The organism is Microbacterium sp. NPDC055312 (assembly GCF_053645675.1).
In genome coordinates this window covers 19,131-39,242 of the sequence record NZ_JBSHMU010000004.1, presented here as the reverse complement: position 1 = coordinate 39,242, position 20,112 = coordinate 19,131, and the positions used below count along the sequence as shown (strand labels likewise).

General features: G+C 69.9%; 18 protein-coding genes. 4 read left to right on the top strand and 14 right to left on the bottom strand.

Annotated elements, in window-relative coordinates; translation table 11 throughout:
• Positions 1-63: 63 nt before the first annotated feature.
• Genes ACWIDW_RS11365 through rsmA form a run of 3 tightly spaced genes read right to left on the bottom strand, consistent with a single transcriptional unit; the run spans position 64 to position 2,928 of the window.
• Positions 64-993 carry a 4-(cytidine 5'-diphospho)-2-C-methyl-D-erythritol kinase gene (locus ACWIDW_RS11365; RefSeq protein ID WP_454125375.1) on the bottom strand — a complete coding sequence of 310 codons (930 nt, stop codon included), beginning with the start codon at positions 991-993 and terminating at the stop codon, positions 64-66.
• On the bottom strand, positions 993-2,057 hold the full coding sequence (locus tag ACWIDW_RS11360) for an aldo/keto reductase (protein WP_454125373.1): 1,065 nt from the start codon (positions 2,055-2,057) through the stop codon (positions 993-995). Before ACWIDW_RS11360 ends, ACWIDW_RS11365 begins: the two co-directional genes overlap by 1 nt.
• Before the next feature lie 4 nt (positions 2,058-2,061).
• Complete coding sequence (gene rsmA, locus ACWIDW_RS11355; RefSeq protein WP_454125371.1) at positions 2,062-2,928, bottom strand: 16S rRNA (adenine(1518)-N(6)/adenine(1519)-N(6))-dimethyltransferase RsmA; 867 nt, start codon at positions 2,926-2,928, stop codon at positions 2,062-2,064.
• Between the two features lie 46 nt (positions 2,929-2,974).
• Here rsmA and ACWIDW_RS11350 point away from each other — a divergent pair, with 46 nt between their 5' ends.
• The gene (locus ACWIDW_RS11350; RefSeq protein WP_454125369.1) at positions 2,975-4,222 is read left to right on the top strand and encodes an MFS transporter; all 1,248 of its coding nucleotides are present in this window, start codon (positions 2,975-2,977) and stop codon (positions 4,220-4,222) included.
• Positions 4,223-4,260: 38 nt separating this feature from the next.
• Here the strand turns inward: ACWIDW_RS11350 and ACWIDW_RS11345 are convergent, their stop codons facing one another.
• From ACWIDW_RS11345 to rsmI, 4 genes are all read right to left on the bottom strand, one after another.
• A complete protein-coding gene (locus ACWIDW_RS11345; protein ID WP_454125368.1) occupies positions 4,261-5,136 on the bottom strand; it encodes a TatD family hydrolase in 876 nt (291 codons plus the stop codon).
• A 5-nt stretch (positions 5,137-5,141) separates the two neighbouring features.
• Complete coding sequence (metG, locus tag ACWIDW_RS11340) at positions 5,142-6,719, bottom strand: methionine--tRNA ligase (protein WP_454125367.1); 1,578 nt, start codon at positions 6,717-6,719, stop codon at positions 5,142-5,144.
• 238 nt (positions 6,720-6,957) lie between these two features.
• Positions 6,958-7,338 carry a class I SAM-dependent methyltransferase gene (locus tag ACWIDW_RS11335; RefSeq protein WP_454125366.1) on the bottom strand — a complete coding sequence of 127 codons (381 nt, stop codon included), beginning with the start codon at positions 7,336-7,338 and terminating at the stop codon, positions 6,958-6,960.
• A gap of 124 nt (positions 7,339-7,462) precedes the next feature.
• Positions 7,463-8,284 (bottom strand): 16S rRNA (cytidine(1402)-2'-O)-methyltransferase, encoded by an 822-nt coding sequence (gene rsmI, locus ACWIDW_RS11330; RefSeq protein ID WP_454125365.1) that lies wholly within the window; start codon positions 8,282-8,284, stop codon positions 7,463-7,465.
• A 59-nt stretch (positions 8,285-8,343) separates the two neighbouring features.
• Between rsmI and ACWIDW_RS11325 the strand changes: the two genes are divergently transcribed.
• Complete coding sequence (locus tag ACWIDW_RS11325; RefSeq protein ID WP_454125363.1) at positions 8,344-9,912, top strand: dolichyl-phosphate-mannose--protein mannosyltransferase; 1,569 nt, start codon at positions 8,344-8,346, stop codon at positions 9,910-9,912.
• A 79-nt stretch (positions 9,913-9,991) separates the two neighbouring features.
• Here ACWIDW_RS11325 and ACWIDW_RS11320 read toward each other — a convergent pair whose 3' ends face one another.
• Complete coding sequence (locus ACWIDW_RS11320; protein WP_454125362.1) at positions 9,992-11,470, bottom strand: amidase; 1,479 nt, start codon at positions 11,468-11,470, stop codon at positions 9,992-9,994.
• A 31-nt stretch (positions 11,471-11,501) separates the two neighbouring features.
• Positions 11,502-12,263 carry a 5-oxoprolinase subunit PxpA gene (locus ACWIDW_RS11315; protein WP_454125360.1) on the bottom strand — a complete coding sequence of 254 codons (762 nt, stop codon included), beginning with the start codon at positions 12,261-12,263 and terminating at the stop codon, positions 11,502-11,504.
• A gap of 146 nt (positions 12,264-12,409) precedes the next feature.
• Here ACWIDW_RS11315 and ACWIDW_RS11310 point away from each other — a divergent pair, with 146 nt between their 5' ends.
• The gene (locus ACWIDW_RS11310) at positions 12,410-13,291 is read left to right on the top strand and encodes a LysR substrate-binding domain-containing protein (protein ID WP_454125358.1); all 882 of its coding nucleotides are present in this window, start codon (positions 12,410-12,412) and stop codon (positions 13,289-13,291) included.
• Between the two features lie 83 nt (positions 13,292-13,374).
• Positions 13,375-13,593 (top strand): hypothetical protein, encoded by a 219-nt coding sequence (locus ACWIDW_RS11305; RefSeq protein ID WP_452322966.1) that lies wholly within the window; start codon positions 13,375-13,377, stop codon positions 13,591-13,593.
• A gap of 21 nt (positions 13,594-13,614) precedes the next feature.
• On the opposite strand, the gene ACWIDW_RS11300 is transcribed toward ACWIDW_RS11305, so the two are convergent.
• The 5 genes from ACWIDW_RS11300 to ACWIDW_RS11280 form a co-directional block, all read right to left on the bottom strand.
• Positions 13,615-14,550 (bottom strand): DUF808 family protein, encoded by a 936-nt coding sequence (locus tag ACWIDW_RS11300; RefSeq protein ID WP_454125356.1) that lies wholly within the window; start codon positions 14,548-14,550, stop codon positions 13,615-13,617.
• Between the two features lie 45 nt (positions 14,551-14,595).
• Complete coding sequence (locus tag ACWIDW_RS11295) at positions 14,596-15,969, bottom strand: amino acid permease (RefSeq protein ID WP_454125354.1); 1,374 nt, start codon at positions 15,967-15,969, stop codon at positions 14,596-14,598.
• Between the two features lie 40 nt (positions 15,970-16,009).
• The gene (locus ACWIDW_RS11290) at positions 16,010-17,779 is read right to left on the bottom strand and encodes a thioredoxin domain-containing protein (protein ID WP_454125353.1); all 1,770 of its coding nucleotides are present in this window, start codon (positions 17,777-17,779) and stop codon (positions 16,010-16,012) included.
• Positions 17,780-17,848: 69 nt separating this feature from the next.
• Positions 17,849-18,685 (bottom strand): aldo/keto reductase, encoded by an 837-nt coding sequence (locus ACWIDW_RS11285; RefSeq protein ID WP_454125352.1) that lies wholly within the window; start codon positions 18,683-18,685, stop codon positions 17,849-17,851.
• Positions 18,686-18,704: 19 nt separating this feature from the next.
• On the bottom strand, positions 18,705-20,072 hold the full coding sequence (locus tag ACWIDW_RS11280; RefSeq protein WP_454125351.1) for a heparan-alpha-glucosaminide N-acetyltransferase domain-containing protein: 1,368 nt from the start codon (positions 20,070-20,072) through the stop codon (positions 18,705-18,707).
• Between the last annotated feature and the right edge of the window lie 40 nt (positions 20,073-20,112).

The following is a 20,112-nucleotide window of genomic DNA, read 5'->3' as shown; positions in this document are numbered from 1 at the left end:
GCGGCGTGCTCGGCGCACACGGACGGGCCGCACGGGGAATATCCCGTGGGCGACCCAGGCACCTCAGGAGACGACGACGCGGGTGCCGGGCACCGGCCCGTGCACGTGCAGTGCCCGACGGCCGGAGCTGCGCAGCTGATCCTGCACCGAGCGGGCGTGCTCGGGGCTCTCGCACAGCAGCGCGATCGTCGGTCCGGAGCCGGAGACGAGGCCGCCGAGGGCGCCGAAGCGGATGCCGTCGATCAGCGTCGCGCCGAGATCGGGACGGTCGATCACCGCGGCCGCCTCGAGGTCGTTCATCATGGCCGCGGCCAGGTCGTGGGCATCCCCTGCCCGCAGTGCCTGCAGCACGGGAAACGGCACGTCGAGCGACATCGGCGGGTCGTCGGCCACGGCTCCCTCCTGGGCGCGCAGCAGGTCGAGCCGGCCGTACACCTCCGGGGTCGACAGGCCCTGCGCGCTCAGCACGAGCACCCAGTCGAAGCGTCCGCGGGCGAGCGCGGGTGTCAGCTCGTCGCCGCGCCCCGCGCCGACCGCGGTGCCCCCGTGCAGCGCGAACGGCACATCGGCGCCGAGACGCGCCGCCAGGTCGTGCAGGCGGTGCGCGCCCACCTCGGTGCCCCACAACACGTCGCACGCGACGAGCGCGGCGGCCGCGTCGGCGGAGCCACCGCCCATCCCGCCGGCCACGGGAACGCCCTTGCGGATGCGCAGGTGCACCCCGGCATCCACCCCCGCCGTCTGCGCGAGCAGCTTGGCGGCCCGCATCGCCAGATTGCGGTCGTCGAGGGGCACGCCCGAGACGTCGACCTCCCCCTCCACCTCGAGACTGAACCCGTCGGAGGGAGACGCGTAGACGTCCTCGTACAGCGACACGGCCTGGAAGACGGTGGCCAGGGAGTGATAGCCGTCGTCGTGGCGCGGACCGACGCCCAGGTAGACGTTGATCTTGCCGGGAGCCCTGACGTGCACGGCATCCGGTCTGGGCGCCATCACAGCTCCGACGACACGGACCAGAGGTTCACGTCGATGCCGTGCGCGAGCGCGTCGATCGCCGTGAGCTCGTCGTCGGTGAACGCCGGCCCGTCGACCGCCGCGATGTTCTCGTCGATCTGCTCGGGCCGGGAGGCGCCGATCAGCGCCGAGACGACGACGGGGTCGCGCAGGGTCCACTGCAGCGCCATCTGCGCGAGCGTCTGCCCGCGATCGGCGGCGATGTCGTTGAGTCCGCGCAGCACGGCGAGTCCCTCGTCGGAGACGGGCCGGTCGGGCAGCGAGCCGCGCTTCTGGGCGCGGTCGGCCGTGCCGTCGCCGAGGTACTTGCCGGTGAGCAGTCCCTGAGCCAGCGGTGTGAAGGCGATCGCGCCCATGCCGGCCGCTCGCAGGGTGTCGGTCAGGCCGTCTTCGACCCAGCGGTTGAGCATCGAGTACGACGGCTGGTGGATCACCAGCGGGGTGCCGAGGTCGCGCGCCACGGCGAGCGCGGCCTCGGTGCGCTCGGCGCTGTACGACGAGATGCCGACGTAGAGGGCCTTGCCGTGGCGCACCAGCGTGTCGAGCGCGCCGATCGTCTCCTCCACCGGGGTGACCGGGTCGACGCGGTGCGAGTAGAAGATGTCGACGTAGTCGAGGCGCATGCTGGCGAGCGATCGCTCGGCGCTGGCGAGGATGTACTTGCGGCTGCCCAGATCGCCGTACGGGCCCGGCCACATGTCCCAGCCCGCCTTCGACGAGACGATCAGCTCGTCGCGGTACGGGGCGAGATCCTCGGTCATGATGCGGCCGAAGTTCTTCTCGGCCGAGCCGTACGGGGGTCCGTAGTTGTTCGCCAGGTCGAAGTGCGTGATCCCGCTGTCGAACGCGTGGCGCAGGAGTGCCCGCTGGTTGTCGAGGGGGATGTTGTCGCCGAAGTTCCACCACAGCCCGAGCGAGATCGGCGGCAGGTAGAGGCCGCTCGTGCCGACCTGACGGTAGGCGAAGCGCTGATAGCGCTCGGCGGCCGCGACATACGGCCGGTGGATCTCTGGGACGTCCGGGGTGAAGCGCTTCTCGGTCACGGTGTCAGGCTATCGGCACCGGTGTCGCTTCGGGCTGCACCCGCGCGATGCGGTGGTAGTCGTCGACGGTGAGGTCTTCGCCGCGTGCGGTGGGCGCGACACCGGCGGCCTCCAGGACGGCGGATGCCGCGGCCGAGCCGCCGTAGAGCCCCGACAGGGCCTGACGCAGCATCTTCCGGCGCTGGTTGAACGCGGCGTCGACGATCTGGAAGGTGCGCCGACGCTCGTCGTCCGCACCGCGCGGGGTCTTGTCGCGCTCGAAGCCGACGAGCAGGCTGTCGACGTTCGGCACCGGCCAGAACACCTGCCGCGACACGGTGCCGCACAGCCGCCACGGCCCGTACCAGGCGGCCTTCACACTCGGTGCGCCGTAGATCTTCGACCCCGGCTTCGCGGCGAGCCGCTCGGCGACCTCCGCCTGCACCATCACGACACCGCGCGTCAGATACCCGAACGTCTCGAGGAAGTGCAGCAGCACCGGCACCGAGACGTTGTACGGCAGGTTGGCGACGAGCACCGTGGGCTCGCCGTGCAGCTCGGTGACGCGCATGGCATCGGCATCCACCACCGTCAGCGCGCCGTCCGCCACGCCCCGCTCGCGCGCGGTCTGCGGCAGCCGCTCGGCGAGGCGGTGGTCGATCTCGACCGCGGTGACCGCAGCGCCCGCCTCGAGGATCGCGAGGGTCAGCGACCCCAGCCCGGGCCCGATCTCGACGACCCGCTCCCCCGGCTGCACGCCCGCCGCGTGCACGATCTTGCGGACGGTGTTGGCGTCGACGACGAAGTTCTGCCCGAGCTTCTTCGTGGGGGTGACGTCGAGCTCGGCGGCGAGTCGGCGGATCTCGGTGGCGCCGAGCAGGGAGACGGTCATGGGTCCATTCTCACGTATGTCGGTGGCTGACCCTAAGATCAGGCGGGTGACCGCACTCGGAGAGCTGATCGCCCCGCGCCGGCTCGGCCGCGATTTCCGGTGGCTGATGTCGGCCGCGTGGACGAGCAACATCGGCGACGGCATCGCCCTCGCCGCCTCTCCGCTGCTGATCGCCTCAATGACGTCATCGCCCATGCTCGTCGCCTCGGGCGCCATGCTGCAGTTCCTGCCGTGGCTGCTGTTCGGGCTGCACGCGGGAGCAATCGCGGACCGCGTCGAGCGGCGGATGCTCGTGATGCTCGCGCACGGCATCCGGGCGGTCATCGTCACCGCTCTCGTGGTGCTGCTCGTGACCGGCACCGCGAACATCGCGATCGTGCTGGTCGTGTCGTTCCTGTACGGCACGGCCGAGGTGTTCGCCGACACGAGCACGAGCACGCTGCTGCCGATGATGGTGAAGCCCGCCGATCTCGGCGTCGGCAACGCACGGCTGCAGGCCGGCTTCCTCATCGCGAACCAGCTCGCCGGCCCGCCGCTGGGGGCGTTCCTGTTCGCCGTCGGGTCGTTCTGGCCGTTCCTCGCCCAAGTGCTCGCCGTCACTCTCGGGCTGATCCTCGTGTCGCGGATCGCCCGCCAGCCCGTGCCGCCGCGGGCGGAACCCACGAGGGTGCGCCACGACATCGGTCAGGGGCTGCGCTGGGCGTGGCGCAACAAGCCGGTGCGCACGCTGATCGTGATCATCCTCGCGTTCAACGTCACCTGGGCTGCGCCTTGGGGCATCCTCGTGCTGTATGCGACCGAGCACCTCGGGATGGGCCCGGTCGGTTTCGGCGCGCTGACAACCGCATCGGCGGTCGGCGGCCTGCTGGGCACGCTGAGCTTCGGATGGCTGGAGCGGCACGTCTCGTTCGCCACGATCATGAAGGTGTGCCTGACGCTCGAGGTGGTCATGCACCTCGCCTTCGCGCTCACGACGAACGGCGTCGTCGCGCTGGTGATCATGTTCGGCTTCGGCGCGTATGCGTTCGTGTGGGGCACGATCTCGACGACGGTGCGCCAGCGTCTCGTGCCGCACGAGCTGCAGGGCCGGGTGGCGTCGGTCAACATGGTCGGCGTCTTCGGCGGCATGGTGCTCGGTCAGGCGCTCGGTGGGCTCATCGCGCAGGCGTGGGGGCTGACGGCGCCGTGGTGGTTCGCGTTCGCCGGATCCGCGCTGACGCTCGCGCTGATGTGGCGGCAGATCTCGAACATCGCCGCCGCGAAGCCCGCGCTCGGCGAGGTGGAGGCGGCGTAGGCCAGCAGCGTCAGGCGAACGGCGTCAGGCGAACGGCGTCAGGCGAACGCGCCGTACACCGCGAGCGTGTTCGCCGCGAGCTGCGCGCACAGCTCGTCGACCTCGAGGCCGAGCTCGGCGGCCATGAACCGCACCGTGATCGGCACGAGGTAGGGCGCGTTGGGGCGTCCGCGCAGCGGCACCGGGGTGAGGAACGGCGCATCGGTCTCGACGAGGATGCGGTCCAGCGGCGTGACGGCGAGCGCGTCGCGCAGGTTCTGCGCGTTCTTGAACGTGAGGTTGCCGGCGAACGACAGCCAGTACCCGGCATCCGCAGCGATGCGCGCCATCGCCTCGTCGCCAGAGAAGCAGTGGAACACCGTCTTTTCGGGGGCGCCGACGCGGGTCAGCGTCTCGAGGACGTCGTCGTGCGCGTCGCGATCGTGGATCTGCATGGCGATGCCATGCTTCTTGGCCAACGCGATGTGCGCGTCGAACGACTCGTGCTGGGCGGCGTGCCCGTCGGGCCCGGTGCGGAAGTAGTCGAGCCCGGTCTCGCCGATGGCTCGCGTGCGCGGGTGCGCCGCGAGCTCGTCGATCACCGCGATCGCCTCGTCGAGGCGCCCGTCGGCGGCGTAGACGGGCGCGTCGTTCGGGTGGATGGCGACGGCGGCGAGCACGCGGGGGTCGGATGCCGCGGCATCCACCGCCCAGCGCGACGACTCGATGTCGCCGGACGCCTGCACGACCCCGGCGACGCCGACCGCCGCAGCGCGATCGAGCTGTTGCGTCAGGCTCAGCGGCTCGACGCCGTCGGTGATCTCCAGGTGCGCGTGGTTGTCGTACACCGGCACCGTCAGCGGCTCGGGAGCCGCCGGGTACCGCAGGTCCCTGCGGCCCTCTGCCGAGCGCTCGCGCACGTAGGTGTCAGCCATGGCGACTAGGCGGTCTGCTCCACGCGCGGGAACAGCGGTGCGAGGGTCGACACGGTGGTGCCGGCCTGCAGCGCGCCCCATACGCCGGCCTCACGGATGGGCTGCGCGGTGAGCGCGCCGAGCGAGCCCTCCACGCCCAGGGCATCCCACAGCTTCGCCGTCGACTGCGGCATCACCGGCGACAGCAGCACGGCGAGCGCGCGCAGGCCCTCGGCGCAGGTGTACAGGACGGTGCCGAGGCGCTCGCGCTGCTCGTCATCGCGAGCGAGCGCCCACGGCTCGTTCTCGGTGATGTAGAGGTTCAGGTCGTCGACGATCGTCCAGATCGCGTCGATGGCCTCATCGATGCGGAAGTGCTCGATCGCCGCATCCGCCGCGGCAGCGGCATCCGCCACCTTCTTCTGCACCACCAGGTCGCGCTCGGTGTACTCCGCCGGCGCCGGCACGACGCCGTCGAAGTACTTCTGGATCATCGCGACCGTGCGCGAGGCCAGGTTGCCGAAGCCGTTGGCGAGCTCGGCCTGATAGCGGGCCGAGAGGTCCTCCCACGAGAACGAGCCGTCCTGGCCGAACGCGATCGCGGAGAGGAAGTAGTAGCGGTAGGCGTCCGAGCCGAACACGTCGGTGATCTCGGTGGGGGCGATGCCGGTGAGCTTCGACTTCGACATCTTCTCGCCGCCGACCAGCAGCCAGCCGTGCGCGAAGACGCCCTTGGGCACGTCGAGCCCGGCGGCCATCAGCAGCGCGGGCCAGATCACGGCGTGGAAGCGCAGGATGTCCTTGCCGACGACGTGGTAGCCGGGCCAGCGGCGGGCGAAGGTCGCGTCGTCCTCGCCGTAGCCGACCGCCGTGACGTAGTTCAGCAGCGCGTCGACCCACACGTAGATGACGTGCGACTCGTCCCACGGCAGCGGGATGCCCCAGTCGAACGTCGACCGCGAGATCGACAGGTCCTTGAGCCCCTGGCTGACGAACGAGATGACCTCGTTGCGTGCCGAGTCGGGGCGCACGAAGTCGGGCTCTGTCTTGTACAGCTCGAGCAGGCGGTCCTGGAACTCGCTGAGCTTGAAGAAGTAGTTCTTCTCCTGCAGCAGCTCGAGCGGCTTGGAGTGGATCGCGCAGACCTTGAGTCCTTCGAAGGGGCCGGTACCGTCGACGATCTCGGACTCGGGCTTGAACTCCTCACAGCCCACGCAGTACAGCGCCTCGTACTCGCCGGCGTAGATGTAGCCCGCGTCGTACAGCTTCTGGAAGAACACCTGCACGTTCTTCTCGTGCCGCTCCTGCGTGGTGCGGATGAAGTCGTCGTTCGCGACGTCGAGGGTGGTCAGCAGCGGGAACCAGCTCTCGCCGACCAGCTTGTCGACCCACTCCTGCGGGGTGACGTCGTTCGCCGCGGCGGCGCGCAGCATCTTCTGGCCGTGCTCGTCGGTGCCGGTGAGCATCCAGGTGTCGTCACCCGCCTGGCGGTGCCAGCGCGACAGCGTGTCGACGGCCACCGTCGTGTACCCGTGTCCGATGTGCGGCACGTCGGACGGGTAGTAGATGGGCGTGGTGATGTAGAAGGACTCGCCTGCGGGCATGCTCCCGATTCTAGGCGGGAACGGTGCGCCGTTCTGATTCGTGACCTGGTTCTCGTTCTTGTGCTGGGCGGCGGGCGGGAGGACGTTCCCTTCGCTCGCAGAACGGGTGCCCCTCCCGCTTCGCGGGTCCCTCCCCGATGCTCACTCCGGGAACGTCCTCCCGCCCACTCAGGTGAAACGCGATGTCAGCGGTGATGTCCTCGGCGGTGGGGTCGTGTACGGGACCTGCGGGCTGGTCTCAGACGCGGACGGCGGTGAGCGAGGCGTGTGGACGCGAGCTGACCTCGCCGGGGGTGCGCTGGATGCCGCCGAGCGAGGCGTCCGGCAGCGGAAGTGCAGCGAACGAGCCCTGCCTGAACTCGAGGCGCGGATGCGCGCGGCAGGCGTGCGCGATGAATTGCTCGGAGAGGTCGATGCCGAGCACGTCGCGATCGCCATCATGCAGAAAGCGCGTCCACAGGCCCGGCTCGCATCCGGCATCCAGCAGCAGCCCCGGCGTCTCGTCGCGCCACGTGGCGATGTGCGCCCGGTCTCGGGCATCCGTCTGCGCGATGTCGCCGATCAGCGCGACGTATTCCGCCGCCCGCGCGTCATATGCCGCACCGATCGCCTCGGTCATGCGACCGCCCTCCGTCGAGAGCACGGGACGTCGGGGGACGGACGGGTCGTTCGCGTGAACGAGCCGTTCACTCGCCGAGATGCCGTGCTCTCGACGAGGGGCAGCACCGAGAGGGCGGCGGGCATCAGGCCCGCTTCGCGGCGAGCGCGGCCTGGTACAGGTCGCGGGAGCTGAGGCCGGTCGCCGCGGCGACCTCGGCGCACGCGTCCTTCAGGCGGGTTCCGGATGCCACGAGCGCCTGCACCTGTGCGAGCGCGTCGTCAGCGGAGACGGAGACCGCGGCTGCTCCTTCGACGACCACGACGATCTCGCCCTTCACACCCTGCTCGGCCCATGCAGTGAGGTCTACGGCGGTGCCGCGGCGCACCTCCTCGTAGAGCTTGGTGAGCTCGCGGCACACCGCGATCCGCCGCTCGGCGCCGAAGGCCGCACCCATGTCGGCGAGCGACGACGCGAGCCGGGACGGCGACTCGAAGAACACCATCGTCCGCGGCTCAGCGGCAAGCCCCGTCAGCGCCGAACGCCGCTCCCCCGGCTTGCGCGGCAGGAAGCCCTCGAAGGTGAACCGGTCGGTGGGCAGGCCCGAGATCGCGAGAGCCATGAGCACGGCGCTCGGACCGGGGATGGCCGTGACGGTCACGCCGCGGTCGACGGCGGCGGCGACCAGACCGTAGCCGGGGTCGCTCACGGCGGGCATGCCGGCGTCGCTGACGACCACGATGTCGTGCTGTTCGGCCAGCTCGGCGAGCTCGGCCGCCTTGTGCTTCTCGTTGTGGTCGTGCAGAGCGATCAGACGCGGACGGTTCTCGATCTTCAGCGCCTGCAGCAGCCGCTGGGTGGTGCGGGTGTCTTCGGCGGCGACGATCTCGGCGTTCTCGAGCACCTCGATCAGGCGGCGCGATGCGTCACCGAGATTGCCGATCGGAGTCGCGGCGAGGATGATCACCCGACCAGCTTAGGCGGGCGGCGTCAGCCGTTCCGATGCCGATTGCCTAGGCTGAGCAGGTGACCCTGCCCGCGCCCCCGACGCCGCGTTCCGCGACGCGATGGGAGCGATTCGCTGCGTGGGCACTCGCAGATCCCACGCGCGCGCGAGCGCTGGGCTGGCTCGCTCCGCTCGTCGTCATGCTGCTCGCCGCTGCGCTCAGGCTGATCAACCTCGGGCATCCCCACGAGATCATGTTCGACGAGACGTACTACGTCAAGGACGCCTGGTCGCTGTGGAACCTCGGCTACGAGGCCACGTGGGGCGACGGCGCGGATCAGCAGCTGGCGCGCGGCGATGACTCGGCGATGCAGACGACGGGGTCGTACGTCGTGCATCCGCCGCTCGGGAAGTGGATCATCGCGCTCGGCATGGCGCTGATGGGGCCGGGCTCCAGCACGGGCTGGCGGCTGACGACCGCGATCCTCGGGTCTCTGACGGTGCTCGTGCTCTATCTCATCGCGCTGCACCTGACCCGCTCGCGGGTGTTCGCGACGATCGCCGGCGGCCTGCTCGCGGTCGACGGCCTGGGCATCGTGATGAGCCGGATCGCCCTGCTCGACGGCGCCCTCACCTTCTTCATCCTGCTCGGATTCCTGTTCGTGCTGCTCGACCGGGATCGCTCGCTGCCGCTGCTCGACGCCCGGATCGTCGCGGCGCGCCGCTTCGCCGGCGACGACGCTCCGGTGCGGCTGGTCGGGCCCGTCCTGTGGTCACGGCCCTGGCTGATCGCCGCCGGGGCGACGCTCGGTGCGGCGTCGGCGGTGAAGTGGTCGGGACTGTACGCCCTGGCAGTCTTCGGCCTGTACACGGTGTTCACCGACGCGCTCGCACGCCGCCGCGCGGGGATCCCGCTGTGGCCGAGCGATGCCGCGCTGCGGCAGGGGCCGGTCTCGTTCGTGCTGATGGTGGGCCCGGCGATGATCGCGTATCTCGTGTCGTGGGCGGGCTGGCTGGTCACGTCCGGCGGCTACGACCGCGGGGCGGATGCCAATCCCCTGGTCGCGCTGTGGAAGTACCACGAGTCGATGTACGGGTTCCACATCGGGCTGTCCAGCCCGCACGCCTACGCGAGTCCCGCGTGGCAGTGGCCGCTGCTGCTGCGGCCCACCGCGATCTGGGTGGGCTCGGATCCCACCGGCTGCGGCACGGATCACTGCATCGCCGTGATCTCGTCGGTGCCGAATCCGCTGATCTGGTACGGCGGGGTGGCGGCCGCACTGTACCTGCTGTATCGCTTCGTGCGAGGGCTCATCGAGCGCCGGCCGGTCGGCCCGATGCATACGATCGCGCTGGTCGGGCTCCTGGCGACCTACGTGCCGTGGCTGCTCGTGCCGAGCCGCACGATCTTCCAGTTCTACACGATCGTCATGATGCCGGTCCTGGTCCTCGCGCTCACGGTCGCGCTGCGTGAGCTCGCCGGCCGCCGCTCCGCTCCCCTGCACCGGCGGAGGGCCGGTCAGCGCACCGTCGCCGTGTACCTCGTCGCGGTGGCTCTCGTCTCGGCGTTCTTCTACCCGGTATGGACCGGCATGAGCGTGCCCTACCCGTTCTGGCTCAGCCACAACTGGCTCCCGGGCTGGATCTGACCCGAACGCGCCGTCGCCCGGCCGGTGTTCTTCACCGCGCAGGCGACGAAGAACACCGGCGAGGCCGGTGCCCTACTCGTTACAGTTCAGGCGCTCGCCGATGCTGCGACGCGCGCTCGTATCCCGCGGCCCAGCGGAACAGATCCGCCTCACGATGGGGACGGCCGACCAGTTCGATGCCGACGGGGACCTCATCCGCAGTGAAGCCCGCAGGAACGGTGACCGAGGGCAGCAGAGCCTGTGAGGCGATGAGGGTGTTGGTGGGGAAGGTCAGCACAGTCCACTCCTGACGCTCATCATTCGACGGAGCGGGGACGCGAGTGGTCGGGTAGGTCAGCGCGTCGAGATCGTGGCGATCCATGACGTTCAGGATGGTGCGGGTGAACTTGTCGCGTGCGACGTACCTTCCCGTGTAGTCGGGGTCGGATTCGGGGTCTTCCGGACCTGCGCTCACGGCCTCCAGCAGATCGAGTTCGGGGTGATACCTGCCGCTCTCCACGATGTCGGCGACACGGAGGTGGCTCAGCGTCGGCCGCTGGGTGAGGTAGAGGTCGATGTCGTGTCGTGAGCACGCGACGTACTGGCTGGTGTCCGCCAGATGCGTGTCGAGGTCGGGGATCTCGACCTCGACGACTTCGGCACCTGCCGCGCGCATGTCCGCTGCGGACTGTCGGGCCAGCGCGTTGACCTCTCGGCATCGTGCGTCGCTGTCGTCGCCGAGCGCGTTGATCACCAGCCCGATTCGCGTGCCGGCGATGCTGCGGTCACCGAGCGAGTTCTGGTAGCCGTGAGCAGGTCGAGCCATCGTGGCCGACACCGAGAAGGCATCGCCTTCGTCGTAACCGGCGATGACGTCGAAGACCGCCACGGCGTCTTCCACAGTGCGCGCCAGCGGGCCGACGGTGTCCTGGAACTCGACGAGGAAGCCCGTGCCGGTACGGGGCACCACACCGGGGGTCGAACGAACCCCGACGAGATTGCAGAACGAAGCGGGAAGGCGAACCGATCCGCCGCAGTCCGTGCCCAACGCGACGGTGGCGAGGTTCGCCGCGACGGCCGCGGCAGAGCCCGAGCTCGAGCCACCCGGGTCATGGCTGAGCCGGTGCGGGTTGAGCGTCTCTCCGCTGACCGAGGAGTAGGAGAACCACGAGGACGCGAAATCCGGCAACGTCGTCTTCGCGATGATGACGGCGCCTGCGTCCCTGAGCCGGGTGACGGCGACCGCGTCCTTCTCGGGACGGTGGCCCTCGAGCGCCTCGCTGCCGCAGGTGGTGTCCATGTCGACGGTGTCGATGTTGTCCTTCACCGCGACGACCACGCCGTGCAGGGGCCCGGCCAGGGAGCCCGATTCCGCCAGCTGGCGGTCGAGCTCGTCAGCGCGCGCCAGCGCGCTATCACTGACAGCCACGATCGAGTTGAGTCTCGGACCGGAGCGGTCCAGCATCTCGATACGCCGCAGGTACTCCTCCACGACCGCCCGGACGGTGGTTGCTCGCGTCTGGTAGGCGTCGAGAAGCTCTCGGATCGTGATCTCTTCAAGGGATGGGGATTCGGACATCATCGGCCCTTTCATGTTCTCTCGTGTTCGATTAAGCGAAGGTGCGCACATCGACGCCGGCGCGGTCGAGTGCGGCGCGCACGGCAGTGGTCAGCGCGACGGCGCCGGGGGTGTCGCTGTGTATGCAGATCGAGTCGAAGACGATCGGCACGCTGGCGCCGGAAGTGGTCTGTACCGTACCCTCCGCGCACGCCTGCTCGATCTTTGCGACGACGGCTTCGGGCCGCAGCGATCCGACATCTCTTGTGAAGACGATCTGTCCGTCATCGCCGTAGAGGCGGTCTGCGTACAGCTCGCGGATCACCGGATGCTCATGATCAGACGCGACCCGGTCGAGCACGCTGCCTGCCATGGTCAAGATGGGCAGGTCGGCGTCTGCCTCGTCGAGCCCTTCGACGAGCGCGCGCGCGAACGCCTCGTCGCGAGCCGCGTGCATGTAGAGAGCTCCGTGCAGCTTGATGTGCTGCAGGCGTGCGCCTCGTCGCTCGACCAGAGCGCGAACGGCGCCCAGCTGATAGAGCACGTCGCACACCAGCTCGTCAGCTGAAGCGTCGATGTGGCGACGGCCGAAGCCGACGAGATCTCGAAAACCCGGGTGCACCCCGATTCCCACGTCGTGCTCTTGCGCGAGCAGGGTCACCCGGTCGATCGTGTTCGGGTCACCCGCGTGGAAGCCGGCGGCGAGATTGATCGAGGACACCAGCGGCATGAGACGGGCATCCACGTCGCCCTCGAACGCCCACGCCCCGAACCCCTCACCCATGTCGCTGTTGACATCGACAGTCCGCTTCATGCGCCGCCTCACTCCAGCTGTCCGCGCCACCGGTCGGTGGCGCCTCTCCTGACTCTAAGGAGCGGACGTCTACACGAAAAGAACCGGTATCGAATGCCTCTCCATCGAGATAACCGATACTCTCTCCGCAAGAGGAGAGGACGGCGATGGGTTTCACACTGCGTCAACTTCGGTATTTCGTCGCGGTCGCGGAGGCGGGAGCGGTCAGCGCGGCGGCGCGTGAGCTGTATGTGGCGCAGAGCACGATCACCACTGCTGTGCAGGAGATCGAAAGCCGTCTGGGGCACGCGGTGTTCGCGCGGAGCGTGCGTGGCGTCGAATTGACCGACGCCGGACGCTCTCTGCTTCCCCGCGCACGCCAGATCCTCGAGCTCGTCAGCGAGGCCGAGACCTACATCGAGAGCGATGCCGAGCTGAGCGGCACCGTACGCATCGGTGCCAGCTACACCGTGATGGGCTACTTCCTGCCTCAGCACATCCAGAAGATCACGGCTCGCTTCCCTCGCGTCAACTTCGAGTGGTACGAGCGGGACCGCGCGGCGATCGAAGCGGGGCTGCTCGAGGGCCGTCTGGAACTCGGCCTGATGCTCACGTCCAACCTCCGCAGCGACGACCTCGACGCTGAACCCCTCGCCCGATCGGCGCGGCGCCTCTGGGTCGCTCCGACGCACCCGCTCGCCGACCGCAGCGATCTTCGCCTGTCCGATCTGCGCCCCTACCCGTATGCCCTGCTCACGGTCGACGAAGCCGACCTGACCACCCGGTCGTACTGGCCGGAGCTGGGCCGCGAGGTCTTTCTCGCGACCTCGTCTCTCGAAGCCATCCGCAGCCTGGTGGGCAGCGGGTCCGCGGTCACCATCCTGTCGGATATGGTCTATCGTCCGTGGTCGCTCGAGGGCCATCGGATCAGATCGGTCACGCTGGCCGATCCGCTGCCCGACATGCAGGTCGGGATCGCGTGGGCGCGAGCACAGCCCATGACGGCGCCGATGGCGGCCGTGCGTCAGTACTTCGCAACGGCTGGATGACAGGTCTAGACCGCACGTCACAAGTCGTCTGGCTTCGGGTCGCCAACCCGAGGGCGAGCCCACTTTCCGGCAGACTGATCGGCATGCCTGCACCGCACGGATTCGAGCACGTCGTCCGAGGTGACGAGGTCGTGATCCTGCATCACGGCATCCGGGCGGCGACCCTGCGCGGTGCGAAGGCGCACGACTTCCTCGGCCGGATCGGCACCGAGGATCCGCAGCTGCTGATGGCCCGCCTCACGGGAGACTATCGCCGCGGTAACGAGCGGGCCGCTCGGCGGCATCCTCGCAACGCGGGCTGAGCGCCCGGCGGTCCCGAACGATCAGTCGACGAGCTGCCGTGTCGCGTGCGCGTCAGGGTGACCGCGCCGCGCTTCGTCGAAGGTCGGGCGCGTGCCCAGCATCCGCCCGACGAGCAGAACGACCCCCACGACGACCAGACCGATCAGCATGCCCGCGACGGCCGACATGGCCGTGTTGCCCAGCCAGACGACGAAACCGCCGAACGAGGCGAGCAGCTCGTCGACCCCGTGCAGCAGGTCGGCCGGTGCGTGCAGGCCCACCTCACCCAGGTTGACGACGACGAGGTGACCACCCACCCACAGCATCGCCACGGTGCCGACCACGCTGATCGCACGGAACACGTGCGGCATCGACCGCACGATGCGGGTGCCCGTGTGGCGCACCCTGCGCACCGGGTTCTTGGCCATCTTCAGCCCGACGTCGTCGAGCTTGACCAGCAGCGCCACCGCGCCGTACACCAGAGCGGTCATGGCGAGCGCGATGACCGCGAGCACGCCCAGCGTCTGCCAGGTGCCGAGGTTCGGGTCGAGGCTCGCCAGCGAGATGAGCATGATCTCGGTCGACAGGATCAGGTCGGTGCGGATCGCGCCCCACACCAGCCGCTTCTCGTCGCGCGTGCCCTCATCGCCGTGGCCGTGGCCGAAGCCGAACCACTCGAGCACCTTCTCGGCCCCCTCGAAGCACAGGTAGGTGCCGCCGATCACCAGCAGGTACGGCAGCACCCACGGCGCGAACGCGGTCAGCAGCAGCGCGATGGGGATGATGATGAGGAACTTGTTGGCGATCGAGCCGAGCGCGATCTTGCCCACCACGGGCAGCTCACGCGCGGGCGTGAGCCCCTGCACATACTGCGGGGTGACGGCCGCGTCGTCGATCACGACGCCCGCAGCCTTCGCGGATGCCTTCATCGCCGCACTCAGGATGTCGTCGACGACCGCCAGCAGACCAACCGACATGGGCGTCCTCCCTCGCGCGCGAGGTGCGCGCTCCGGCCTGCAAGACTACTGTGCTCGCCTATCGCGCGTCAGACGGGCGAGGCCGAGCAGGGCCGCGGTGAGCGCCAGCGTGAGCAGCAGCTGGGTGCGCGCCGTCGGATCGATCATCGCCAGGGCGATGATCACCGCGAGCAGCGCGAGGGTCACCCACGACAGCCAGGGGAACCCCCACATGCGCATCGGCAGCTCGTCGCCGTCGCGCTCGGCGCGTCGGCGCAGGATGATCTGCGAGATCACCGTCGCCGTCCAGATCACGAGCACGGTCGAGCCCACGATGTTCAGCAGCAGTCCGAGCACCGTCTCGGGGAACGCCCAGTTGAGCACGACCGTCACGAAGCCGAACGCGACCGACGCGAGCACGGCGACGTAGGGAACGCCCTTGTCGCTCGTGCGGGTGGATGCCAGCGGGGCGAGCCCGCGCTCGCCGAGCGAGTACGCCATGCGGGATGCGCCGTAGATGTTGGCGTTCATCGCCGACAGCAGCGCCATCACGACGATGAGCGACATAACCAGATCGAGGCCGGGCACGCGCAGCGTCGCGAGCACGGCCGAGAACGGTCCGTCGAGGACGTCCGGCGAGTTCCACGGCAGCACGGCGACGATCACGAAGATCGAGCCGAGGTAGAACACGAGGATGCGCACCATGACCTCGCGCACGATGCGCGCGATGTTGCGGGCCGGATCGTCCGACTCGGCGGCGGCGATCGCGACGACCTCGGTGCCTCCGAACGCGAACACGACGATCAGCAGAGCCGCGGCGATGCCGGGGATGCCGTACGGGGCGAACCCGTCGTGCGCGACGAGGTTGCCGAGGCCGGTCGCCGGCACTCCGGGGATGAATCCGAGGATCGCGCAGGTCCCGACCACGAGGAACGCGATGATGGCGAACACCTTGATCGCGGCGAACCAGAACTCGAAGCGTCCGTAGTTGCGCACGCCGAAGAGGTTCACGGCGGTCAGCGCGGCGACGAAGATCAGCACCCACAGCCAGGCGGGGATGCCGGGCACCCACCCCTCGATGATCCCGGCGGCGCCGGTGGCCTCGGCGGCGATCACCACGACGAGCTGGATCCAGTACAGCCAGCCGACCGCGCTTCCGGCGCTGCGACCCATCGCACGCTGCGCGAACGAGCTGAACGCACCCGAACTGGGCCGCGCGGCGACCATCTCGGCGAGCATCGCCATGACGAGGATGACGACCGTGCCGGCGATGAGGTACGACACGAGCACGGCGGGGCCGGCGATGCCGATCGCCTGACCCGAGCCGACGAACAGACCCGCCCCGATCGCGCCGCCGAGCCCCATCATCGAGATCTGCCGACGGGTGAGCCCGTGCTGCAGACCTTTCGTGGTCGTCGTCGTCAGCGGCACCTCGGTCATCGTGAGACCTCCTCGTCCAGGCCGGGTACGGCCCGTGCCATCATACGGACAGCGCGGACGGGTCCCTCGTCGGCAGCCGGCACACGAAGTCTCGGCAGTCGTACGCCACGCCCTCGGCTGCGTCCTTGCCCGCGAAGAGCGAGAAGCCGGCATCCGCGAGGGCGCGAGCCTGGGACGGCGTGACGACGGCGACGACGTCGGCGTCGGCTCTGCGGGCGGCGTCCGTGAGCGCCCCGCCGCTGTCGGCGACCACGACGACCTGTCGCGACGGTCCGGCGAGTACGGCGGCCAGACGCAGCAGGGCGCCGTACGCGAGCGGATGCTGCAGCGCCCGCTCGACGAGCGGTGCGCACAGCGCGACCGCCTGCTCGCGGTGCTCCTCACCCGCGCCCAGCAGCCAGGCGGTGAGGTGCGCGGATGCCCGGGCAGCCGGCCCCGATGGCAGGTCGCCGTCATTGTCGTCGCCCACGGCCGTGAGACCGCGTGCGGCCATCACCGGGTCGTCGGCGAGCGGCTGAGCGAGCACGGCCAGCGCTCGCGTCGCCCATTCCAACTCTCCGGTGGCGAGTGCCAGCGCGAGCAGTCCGTCGGCGAGCAGACCGATGTCGGCGGCAGTCGCGACGGCGCTCGCGGGTGTCCCGTCGAGAGACGACCGCACCAGCTCGCCGGTCGCACCCCGGTTGACGTGCAGCACATGCTCGGCCGCCGCGGCCGCCGCATCCACCCACGCCCGCTCACCCAGCCGCGCCCCGGCCCTGGCGAGCGCCCCGATCGCGAGACCGTTCCAGCCGGTGAGCACCTTGCCGTCGACCGCGGGTGGCTCGAGGGATGCCCGCGCCTCGGCGTCCGCGCGGTAGTAGCCGCCCTCGTTGCGCCGCCCGTCGATCCACGACTCGGAGTCCTGGGCCGCGCCGAACGCCCCGCCCTCGCGGCGCAGCACGCCGAGCAGGAACCCAGCGATGCCGCGGACGACGTCGTCGCGCCCCGCGGCGAGCGCGACGTCCATCAGCTGCGCGTTGTCGATGAGCATCCGCTCGTAATGCGGCACCGTCCAGTCGGCCTGGGTCGCGTAGCGGAAGAAGCCGCCGTCGACGGCATCGCGCAGCTGCGACGCCGCCATGGCGTCGAGTGCGCGGCGGGCAGCATCCGCGCCGCCTGCGATCGGATGCTGCAGGAAGCGCAACGTCGTCGCCATCGGGAACTTCGGCGCCCCGCCGAAGCCCCCGTGCCGGTGATCCTCCCGCTGCAGGATCGCGGCGGAGGCTGCGGCGATCGCGCCGGCATCGGGCATCCCTCCGGCGTCGGCGGCAGCCGCCTCACGCAGCGCGTCGGCGACGGCGTCCCCCGACTGGATCACCTCGGTTCGCCGGTCGGTCCACGCCTCGCGCACCGCGGTGAGCACGTCGCGGAACGACGGGATGCCCCCGCGCGCCTCGGGTGGGAAGTACGTGCCCGCGTAGAAGGTGCGCCCCGCGGGCGTGGCGAACACGGTCAGCGGCCACCCCAGGCTGCGGGTGAACGCCGAGGCTGCGGCCATGAAGGCGGCATCGACCTCGGGATGCTCTTCGCGGTCGATCTTGACCGGCACGAAGTGCGCGTTGATCTGCGCCGCGGTCGCCTCGTCGGCGAACGACTCCCGTGCCATGACGTGGCACCAGTGGCAGGTCGAGTAGCCGATGGAGATGAGCAGCGGCACGTCGCGGCGGCGCGCCTCGGTGAACGCCTCCTCGCCCCACGGATGCCAGTCGACGGGGTTGTCGGCGTGCGCTCGCAGGTAGGGGCTGAGGGTGTCGGCGAGCCGGTTGGTCATGCCCCCACGGTACGCCGAGACCCCCTGCCGCGGCCGGTGGTCGGTCGGGCAGGGGGTCTCGGCGGTGGGTCAGTTCAGGTCGTTCGGGTGGGTGCCCACGCGACCCGAGCCGTCGAGCGGGTCGAGAGAGTCGATCGCGGCCATCTGCGCATCGTCGAGCTCGAAGCCGAACACGTCGAGGTTCTCGCGCATGCGCTCGGGACGCACCGACTTCGGGAACACGATGAAGCCCTTCTGCAGGTGCCAGCGCAGCACCACCTGAGCCGGGGTGCGGCCGGTCGCCGACGCGGCGTCGGCGACGGCGGGTGTTCCGAACAGGTCGTACTTGCCCTGACCCAGCGGTCCCCACGACTCGATGCGCACGCCGTGCGCGGCGGCCCAGTCGGTGATCTCGCGCTGCTGGTAGGCCGGGTGCAGCTCGATCTGGTTGACGGCGGGCGTCACGCCCGTCTCGGCGACGATGCGGTCGAGGTGCGGCACGAGATGATTCGAGACGCCGATCGAACGGGCGAGGCCGCGCTCGCGGATGCCGATCATCTTCTCCCACGCGTGCACGTAGTTGTCGTTCGCGGGCGTGGGCCAGTGCACGAGGTACAGGTCGACGGCGTCGAGGCCGAGCTTCTCGAGGCTCTCGTCGATCGCCCGGTCGGGCTCATCGCCGTCGTGGCGGTCGTTCCACAGCTTCGTCGTGATGAAGAGCTCGTCGCGCGGGATGCCGCTCTTCGCGACGGCCGCGCCGACGCCCTCCTCGTTGCGGTAGATCGCCGCCGTGTCGATGTGTCGGTACCCGGCCTCGAGCGCCTCGGTGACCGCACGCTCCGCGTCGTCGGCGGGCACGAGGAAGACACCGTAGCCGAGCTGAGGGATCGTGTTTCCGTCGTTCAGTTCGAGAGTGGGGATCGTCATCCCTCCAGCGTAGGGGCGCTCAGCGCGACGAGGGCGGGACGGAGGCTGCGGCCGACAAACGCGACAGCAGCGACTCGAGGGGTCCTCGCCCGCGCAGGATCGACCACAGGGTCGACGCGACGAGCAGCACCACCGCCGACCACAGCCACACGTCGAACGAGTCGAGGAAGACGCCCGGTCCGGCGATCAGCGCGTACGAGAGCACGTGCGCGCTGTATGCCGAGAGCGGCATCGACCCGAGCGCGGCGACCGGCAGCAGCACCCAGCGCAGCGGTGTGCTGAGCAGAAGGCACAGGGCGATCACCGCGACAGCGAATCCGCCCGATCCGATGATCTCAGCCGTGCCCCCGGAGTGCGGTTCTACGGCGATCAGCGCGAGCAGCGCGCTGCCCAGCGGATCCTGATCGGCGAGTTCGGCGAAGTACGACTCCCACCCGGAGGTGTCGACCTGGGCGTCCGGCTCAGCGTTCTGCAGGCCGGCATCGAGCGGATAGCAGCTGATGTAGGCGTCGCCGTCTTCGTCGCAGACCGTGCCCGTGAAGTCGATCTCGTCAGGGGCGACGCCCAGCAGCGGCTCGGGGCCGGTGTCGCTCCCGCTCGCGCTGAGCCACACCGAGTCGTCGCTCAGCGACGACGCCGAATCCGGATATGTCGATCCGGCGGCCGTACCGGCGACAGCACCCAGGGCGCCGACGCCGTATCCCACGACCGCGAGCAGCACCCCGATCGCGAGCAGCCGCAGGCGATCAGCGGTGCGGTCGAGTCGTGTGCGCCCGATCGCCATCCCCACCAGCAGCAGCGCTAGCCAGACGATCAGCGGATAGGTGCCGAACAGCACGAGCGCCGCGCCGGGACCGTCGGAGTGGAAGGTCAGGGCCTGCAGCAGAGCGAGCAGGGGCGGCCCCGCGATCGCGAGCACGACGGCTGCCACGAGCAGGCGCGAGACGCGCCAGCGCACGAACGCGGCGGCGATGATGTAGAGCGCTCCGTAGAAGGTGAGGATGACCGCGATGGGCGTGCCGAGCAGTTCGAGCACGAGTCCGATGGCGAAGATCACCGCGCCGCGGACGACGAGGGCGAGTCTGATCGCGGGCAGCTCCGACACGTCGGGCAGACGGGTGCGTCCGGTCATCAGCGCGACCGATATGCCCGCCAGCACGGCGAAGAGGATCGCCGAGCGGCCGTGCACGAGATCACCCCACGTCGACGGATCCAGCAGCGACAGCTCGGGCGTGGTGAGCAGATGAGCAGCCATCATGCCCAGCACAGCCACCGCACGCGCGACGTCGAGCCCCATCAGACGCGGAGGTCGCCCGAAGCCGGTGCACCAGGCGCGCAGCGTCGAGACCGGGCGCGGCGGGGCGATGTCGCCCTGGATCGTCGTCACCCGCTGAGTCTATGCACGCGCGCGCGACGCGCGTGCACCC